Source organism: Corynebacterium sp., from assembly GCF_030826625.1.
Classification (GTDB): Bacteria; Actinomycetota; Actinomycetes; order Mycobacteriales; family Mycobacteriaceae; genus Corynebacterium.
In genome coordinates, this window is sequence record NZ_JAPJNQ010000093.1 from 1 (window position 1) to 7,532 (window position 7,532).

Genomic DNA, 7,532 nt, shown 5'->3' on the forward strand with positions numbered 1-7,532 from the left:
CCGCGATGCCTACCGTCGTATTTTCGACCGGGTGGGAATCGACTATGCCATCTGCCAGGCAACCTCAGGCGCCATGGGCGGCTCGGCTTCGGAAGAGTTTTTGGCGATTTCCCCCAACGGAGAAGACACTTTCGTCAGCGCCGGTGACTACACTGCCAACGTCGAGGCTGTGAGCACTCGTCCGGGCAAGGAATCTGATCCGCAGGCACACCCGGCGGGGCAAGAGTACGAGACGCCGAAAGCGGAAACCATCGAGGCGTTGGTGGAATGGGCGCATGGTGCCGGTGTGGAGATCAACGGACATGAGGTCAGCGCTGCTGATGCTCTGAAGACCGTAGTGATGAAAATCCAGCAGCCTGCGGATTCTGAAGCAGAAATCGTTGGCGTACTCATACCCGGCGACCGGGGTGTGGACATGAAACGCCTGGAAGCAGCTTTGGAACCAGCGACGGTGGAATTGGCAACCCCGCAAGATCTCGCTAAGCACAACTTGGTGCGCGGTTATGTGGGCCCCCGCGGGCTGGCTGAAGCCGGGCTTCGCACGTTGGCGGACCCTCGCGTGGTGCGTGGTACCACCTGGATCGCTGGCGCGGATAAGCCTGAGCATCACGTCGTTGGCTTGGTCGCCGGACGCGATTTCGAGGTTTCGGCCACGATCGAAGCTGCTGAAGTTAAAGACGGCGACATCGCCCCCAATGGGGAAGTGTTGAGTATCCAGCGCGGTATCGAACTGGGACACATTTTCCAGTTGGGTCGGAAATACACCGAGGCATTCAATGTCGCAATCCTCGACGAAAACGGCAAGCAAGTCGTGCCCACCATGGGCTCTTATGGCATTGGTGTCTCGCGCATGCTGGCGGTATTGGCGGAACAAAACCATGACGATAAGGGCTTGTGCTGGCCCGTGTCTGCGGCGCCATATCAGGTGCACGTCGCTGTTGCGGCTAAGGGGGAGCAGGCGCAACAAGCTGGTGATCGTCTCGCCACCAGTTTGTCCGATCATGGTATCGATGTGCTGTACGACGACCGAGCCAAGGTTAGTCCCGGTGTGCGCTTCAAAGACGCCGAGCTTTTGGGCATGCCGCTGATCGCGGTGGTTGGCCGTGCGTATTCCGATGGAAAACTAGAGCTGCGTATCCGCGGTGGCGACACTGTAGAAGTCGCCGAGGAAGAAATCGTCGCCAAGATTATCCAGATCCTTGGCAACGACCGACAAGCACAAACCACCCGTTAGCCCTCCGGACTAGCCCGACGAGCTGGGCACCGCGGCGGTGTTAAATCTCAATGCTGCCGCGGATAATTCGCGTGACCTTGCCACCGACCCAAATTTCGGAATCAATGTTGACATCAATCTCCCCATTGAAGCCGATGCGGGAGCCTTGTTTTGCACGATAGCGCTTAGGCACTGCATTTTTCGCGTGGAGAAATTGCGCGATCGCCGCATTTGCGGATCCGGTTACAGGGTCCTCGTGTGAACCATGCACTGCTCGCACCTCCAGGATGGCTTCGCCTTCGGCAGCATGTCCTGCGTCCGCGACGAATTCTTCATCCGTGGCGCCGACGAGTGGTTCGACGTCCTTATGGGTGACGGCTTCTTCAAATCCAAAAATCGCCATATTCACGTGCCCATGGGTGCGTGCCTTAATGCGGCGCACAGCATCGGCATTTTTCAGCTGAATCAATGCCCAGCCGGGGCCGTTGTCGCCCCAGGCGTGGTCGATGATGTCGTAATGTGAAATTCCGAGCGCACGCACGATGGTTCCAATGGTGTTATCGTCCAATGGACCAGTGCGCCGTAGCTCAGGAGCGGCGAAGTAGAGTTTGCCGTCTTCTTCACGCACAGTGACGATCCCTGCTTGGCATTGCTGGGTAATTTCTGCTTTATCGTGGCTTTCTCGGCCATTGAACTCGCGCCAGGCGAAGGCTGCCCCGAGTGTAGGGTGGCCAGCGAAGGGGAGCTCACGATCCGGGCTGAAGATACGCACCTTGTAGTCTGCATTGCTGGCGTTGTCGGGTGAACACAGAAATGCAGTCTCTGAAAGGCCTGTCCAACGCGCAATATTCTGCATTTGCTGATCGCTGAGATCATCCGCATCGTTGATGACAGCCAACGGGTTTCCGCTGAACGGACCGGTGCTGAAAACGTCTAGTTGTAGAAATTCATGCGTGGTTGTGTCTTGAACAGAAGTGTTACGGGCAGAATTGTCACGGACAGAATTGTCACGGACAGAAGTGTCATGGGTGTCATGGTTAGCCATGCCGCCAGTCTAACCAAGAACGCGGTTAGTTTCGGCAGCAAAAAGCACAGCTAATTTACGCCATTCAGTGTCTTTGGCGCCGAGAGCGACGAGCTTCCACTGTTGTGCGGTCTGCTGCAGGGCAGTTTCGACGAATTCAGCTGCGTTGTCGTCGTTGAGCTCGGGAGCAACTCCAGGGAACTCTGGGTTGGGCTGGCCTGCGTGATAGGACAGTGCACGTTCCGGCATTGCTATGCCAAGCTGACGCAAGGTGGCCAAGCGGGCATCTGACTGTGCCGCGGCACTCTCAGTGGCGATTGCTTCCTCGCCGTTGCGGAAGGCACGGGCAGATTCCAATCCAAAGCCCAAACGGTATTCCCAATCGGCCATTTCGGACCAGGAATCTGGGGCTTTCGCGTTCTGTGAGATGAGGTTATCGCGAGCGGCAGTTATTGCCTTCTCTAGCTCCGGCACGTGTTGTGCGAGTACCACAGCTTGTTCGATGAGTAGCGCATGTGAGTCTTCTGGTGCGTCGGTTAGTGAACCCAGCAGTTGGTCTAAGGCCTGTTCTGCGGATTCGGCAACGGCATGTTCGCCATCGTAACCGCTGCGTTCAGTGCGGTCGATTGCGCAGGTAGCTGGGGCTGTACCGTCCGGGTAGTGGCCGCAAACCCGCGCGATTTCGTCGAAAAGCGCCCCTGCTTGCTGGGCGCGAAGCTCAGAGAGAACAGGATCTGTTGCAGCAAAAGAGGCTGCTTCGTCTTCGGCGCTGAAAGCCAAGCTTACTAACGACTGCTCTGGCGCTGGGCCGAAATGCTGGGCTATCCCGTCGAGTGTGTTGCTCCAGGACAAATCGCATCCGGCAATCACTAGGCTAGTTGCAGCTAGGCTAAGGCCAAGACCTGCGCGACGACGGTAGCGCGGCTGCTCAGAGATTTCTGGACGACGAGTGCGAGCAGAACTTCTCACACCAGTGATTTTGGTTACTCGGAATGACAATCGGGTGAATACTCGCATGGGGTTCACAGCGAATACACTACCGCCGACGGTTAGGCTGGTGGTTATGGCATTCCCGTCGACGACACAATTGCAAGAAGCACTAGAGCCCATCGTGAGTGCGTTCCAGCTTGATATTGAACACATAAAAGTTACCCGCGCTGGAAAGAAATCTCAGGTTGGCATCTATCTGGATGGCGACCAGCGTCCAGATTCTGATCTGCTAGAAAAACTCGCGCAGCACATCGGAGAAGAACTAGATGCGCGAGAGGACGTCGGCGACATGAGCTTCGGGCCGGGTTACACCCTGGAGGTTTCGACGCCGGGGCTGGACATGCCGTTAAGCGCGCCGCGTCACTGGCGACGAAACCGCCACCGCTTGGTCGCTGTGCAGTTGGATGGACAGGGCACACCGGAGATCTGGCGTATTGGAGCGCTTGCCGATGATGAGACGGCGGTGATTTTGGTTCCAACTAAACAATCGGGTGTGGGCCCGGCTGGATCTGGGAACAAAAAATCCGGTGGGCAAGCGAGTGCCCGGAAACGTCGGGATCCAGTGGCCTTGGAATTGGCTTCTTCGGTACATGCGGTGGTAGAAATTGAATTCTCGCAGCCGCCACGTGCTGAACTCGAGGTGACGGAGCAGTCGTTTGCTCGCGTGGAAATCGCTGAGACAATTTCGTCGGCGACAATCTCGCCGGAGAAAAGCTCGCCGGATTCCACAACCATGGAGTGATCAACCTCAGAGATCACAGCCAAACATGCGACGGCTGACGATATGACAAGCACTGAGATTACGAGCAACGACATTGCAAACATTGACACGGAACGCAGAGACTAGGACGACCACAAGTGAATATTGATCTCAACGCACTACGCAGTATTGAAACAGAAAAAGGTATCCCCGTTGAGGAGCTGCTAGAGACTATCGCCCGCGCATTACTCGGTGCTTACCGGGAACATCGCGGGATGGAAGAAGACTTGTCTGGCGCGGGCAAAGCTAACCGTGCGCGGGCGGCAGCTGCAGGTGAAACTGGCCCAACAGATCGTGCTCGTGTCGATATCGACACCGATACCGGCACGGCAGCGGTGATCGTTCAAGAGCTTGATGCTGCTGGTGAAGTCGAGTCTGAATATGACGACACCCCTATTAACTTTGCGAGAATCGGTGCCCCAGCAGTCCGAAACGCAATCGTGCACAAGCTGCGTGAGGCTGAAGCCGGTCGTACCTTTGAGACGTATTCCGAGACCGAAGGGCGAGTAGTTTCTGGCATCGTGCAGGCTGACGCGCGAGCGAATGCTCGTGGCATCGTTGTCGTTGAATTGGGTACCGAGATTGATGCCCAGGACGGCATTCTGCTGCCAGCCGAGCAAGTCCCGGGAGAAAAACTCAAGCACGGCGATCGCGTCAAGGCTTATGTGGTTGGCGTGAATCGGCAAAACACTAATGTGCAGGTCAACCTTTCGCGCACTCACCCCGAGCTCGTTCGTGGTTTGTTTGAACTTGAGGTTCCAGAGGTTGCCGATGGCAGCGTGGAAATTTTAGCTATTGCCCGTGAGGCCGGTCATCGTACGAAGATCGCGGTGCGTGCGAATGCGAAGGGACTGAATCCAAAGGGGGCATGCATCGGGCCGGGTGGCCAACGCGTGAACAATGTCCTGCGCGAGTTGGGCGGTGAAAAAATCGACATCATCGGCTATTCCGACAACCCGGCGGTTTATGTTGGCAATGCTCTCGCGCCATCGAAAGTTGTCAAAGCTGAAGTGCTCGATGAACAAGAACAACAAGCTCGCGTCGTCGTGCCCGATTACCAGCTCTCGCTCGCGATCGGTAAAGAAGGGCAAAATGCTCGGTTGGCTGCACGTCTAACCGGGTGGAAGATTGATATCCACTCGGATACCGAAAAACTGGAGCCGCTCGAACAGGTTCGTAGTCGCATTCAAGCGCAAGCTTCGACCTACGCCAATGAAAAGTACGACGGTGAAAACCAAGACGGTCAAAATACTGTTGGGGAAAACGGTGATGGCGAAAGCAGTAACGGTGAATTCGCAGCCGATGATAATAACGGCGCTGCTATCCCAGCCGCGGACAGCGGTGAGCGCGAAGACGTCTAGCGAGTCTAGATCGCGGTCGTTCAGGCCACAGATAAGTTTGAGTAATCTCTGGGTAGATTACTGAGTTCACCTTTCGTCTAATATCTATTAGACTGGACTATTGCGTGCAGAATGAATGCAGGCGAGTATGTAGCCAACGCGAGCGGAAAGGATGCAATGTCCCCAGGTGTAAGCCCGATTCGGACCTGCATTGCTACCCGCGAACGTTGCTCAGATTCCCACCTGCTGCGTCTGGTGCTTGATCCCAATGATCACAACCGCGTTCTCGCGGATCCCTCCCGTAGCCTGCCCGGCCGCGGAGCTTGGATTACACCGACATTGTCTGCACTCGATATGGCGCTGCAGCGCCGCGCTTTTGCGCGTGCGTTCAAAACGTCCAGGCAACTGGATGCTGGTCATGTACGTAGGTACCTGGAAGCCCGCGCCGCTTCACCGACTAGAGAATGTAAGGAAGACCGACACTGATGAGCACTCAACCATGAAGTTGCATCAGCGATGAAAGTCACTAGCAAACACTAGGGGTCACAAGGGTTACTTGGGCCTCTAGTAAACAACAGAGGAGACAAGTGCCCGGAAAACTACGCGTGCACGAGCTAGCGAAACAGCTCGGCATTACCAGTAAAGAACTACTTGCGACGCTGAAAGAAAAAGGCGAATTCGTCAAGACTGCGTCATCCACAATTGAACCACCAGTAGTGAAAAAGATGCGTGCGCATTATGAGCAAGATGCGTCGAGCGCTGCTGGTGCAGCTGAAGCGCCAAAGGCTGGTGCGCAAAAATCAACTCCACAGGCAAAACCTGGAGCACAACCAAGCGCGCCGAAACCAGGTGCGGTACAGCAAGGCCAAGCCAAGCCTGGTCAACCGAAACCCGGTCAACCGAAGCCTGGACAAGAACGTCCAGCGAAACCTGCTAAGAGTCAACCTTCTGCACAACGCGGCCAGTCCGGCCCGGGTGCTAAGGGTGCAGTCTCTGGTGCCGACAAACGCCAGGCAGCACGACCTGGTGTGAACACACCGAAGCCAGGCGGTGCAAAGCCTGAGGCAGCGAAGCCGACTGCGGCGAAAACGAACACGGCGAAAACGAACGCGGCAAAGCCTGGTCAACCAAAGCCGGGTCAGCCGAAACCTGGACAAGCTAAATCCGGTGCACCGAAGCCTGGAGCTCCGAATCCAGGCACCGCTATGCCTCGGCCAATGCCTAAACCAGGCGGTCGGCCAAAGGTTGCTAACAACCCATTTTCTTCTGGTGCAGGCGATGACCGTGCGAAACCGGGCCCACGTCCGGGCGGTTCTAAGGGACCAAAGCCAGGCCAAGCGAAGCCGAACCAAGGCAAACCAGCACGCGATGGTGGCTCGAAGCCACGGGATAACCGTTCTGGATCGTCGAATGAGCGCAGCGGTGGTAGCCGTCGTCCAACCCCAGCTATGATGCCGGCAAGCCCAACACCTGCAGCAATGCCAAACAAACAAGCCGGCAGTGGCCGGGGGCGCGGCAAAACTGGTCCTGGCGCTCCAGGTCGTGGTGGCCCTCCAGGTGGCTTCCGTGGTGGACGCGGTGGCCGTCGTGGCGGTACCGCGGGTGCATTCGGCCGTCCAGGTGGCCCACCGCGCCGTGGTAAGAAGTCCAAACGGCAGAAGAAAGCCGAGTACGAGGAGCTGCACGCACCAAACGTAGTTGGCGGTGTTCGCTTGCCGGACGGCAAGGGCAAGACCATTCGTCTGCGCCGAGGCGCTTCTGTCGCAGATTTCGCAGAGAAGATCAATGCTGATCCAGCTGCATTGGTACAGGCTTTGTTCAACATGGGCGAGATGGTCACTGCGACCGCAACCGTGTCCGAAGAAACCCTGCAGCTGCTGGCCGCAGAGATCAACTACGAACTCGAAGTGGTTTCTCCGGAAGACGAGGACCGTGAGCTGCTCGAGTCGTTTGACTTGCAGTTCGGTGAAGACGAAGGCGATGAGGAAGACCTCGCGAAGCGTCCTCCAGTCGTCACCGTCATGGGCCACGTCGACCACGGTAAAACTCGCTTGCTGGATACCATTCGTAAAACCAACGAAGGTGAAGGCGAAGCGGGCGGCATTACCCAGGGCATTGGTGCTTACCAAACCGAAGTCACTGCAGAAGGCAAGCAACGTACGCTGACCTTCCTGGATACCCCTGGTCACGAGGCCTTCACACAGA

Annotated in this window: 7 protein-coding genes; 5 read left to right on the forward strand and 2 right to left on the reverse strand. The window is 56.8% G+C overall.

The features are described 5' to 3' along the window. On the forward strand, nucleotides 1-1,234 hold a 1,234-nt coding region (locus RCH87_RS09540), incomplete at its 5' end, for a YbaK/EbsC family protein (protein ID WP_306516465.1). 40 nt (nucleotides 1,235-1,274) lie between these two features. Here the strand turns inward: RCH87_RS09540 and RCH87_RS09545 are convergent. Both RCH87_RS09545 and RCH87_RS09550 read right to left on the reverse strand, forming a co-directional pair. Next, nucleotides 1,275-2,258 (reverse strand): PhzF family phenazine biosynthesis protein, encoded by a 984-nt coding sequence (locus tag RCH87_RS09545; RefSeq protein ID WP_306516466.1) that lies wholly within the window; start codon nucleotides 2,256-2,258, stop codon nucleotides 1,275-1,277. Nucleotides 2,259-2,267: 9 nt separating this feature from the next. Further along, entirely contained in the window at nucleotides 2,268-3,206 is a 939-nt protein-coding gene (locus RCH87_RS09550; RefSeq protein WP_306516467.1) for a hypothetical protein, read from the reverse strand. A 94-nt stretch (nucleotides 3,207-3,300) separates the two neighbouring features. On the opposite strand from RCH87_RS09550, the gene rimP reads away from it, so the two are divergent. From rimP to RCH87_RS09570, 4 genes are all read left to right on the forward strand, one after another. Next, nucleotides 3,301-3,969 (forward strand): ribosome maturation factor RimP, encoded by a 669-nt coding sequence (gene rimP / locus RCH87_RS09555; RefSeq protein ID WP_306516468.1) that lies wholly within the window; start codon nucleotides 3,301-3,303, stop codon nucleotides 3,967-3,969. A gap of 116 nt (nucleotides 3,970-4,085) precedes the next feature. Then, complete coding sequence (gene nusA, locus RCH87_RS09560; RefSeq protein ID WP_306516469.1) at nucleotides 4,086-5,348, forward strand: transcription termination factor NusA; 1,263 nt, start codon at nucleotides 4,086-4,088, stop codon at nucleotides 5,346-5,348. Nucleotides 5,349-5,504: 156 nt separating this feature from the next. Then, the gene (locus tag RCH87_RS09565; protein WP_306516470.1) at nucleotides 5,505-5,813 is read left to right on the forward strand and encodes a YlxR family protein; all 309 of its coding nucleotides are present in this window, start codon (nucleotides 5,505-5,507) and stop codon (nucleotides 5,811-5,813) included. A 101-nt stretch (nucleotides 5,814-5,914) separates the two neighbouring features. Next, nucleotides 5,915-7,532: translation initiation factor IF-2 N-terminal domain-containing protein (locus RCH87_RS09570; protein WP_306516471.1), on the forward strand; the 1,618-nt coding region annotated here is incomplete at its 3' end.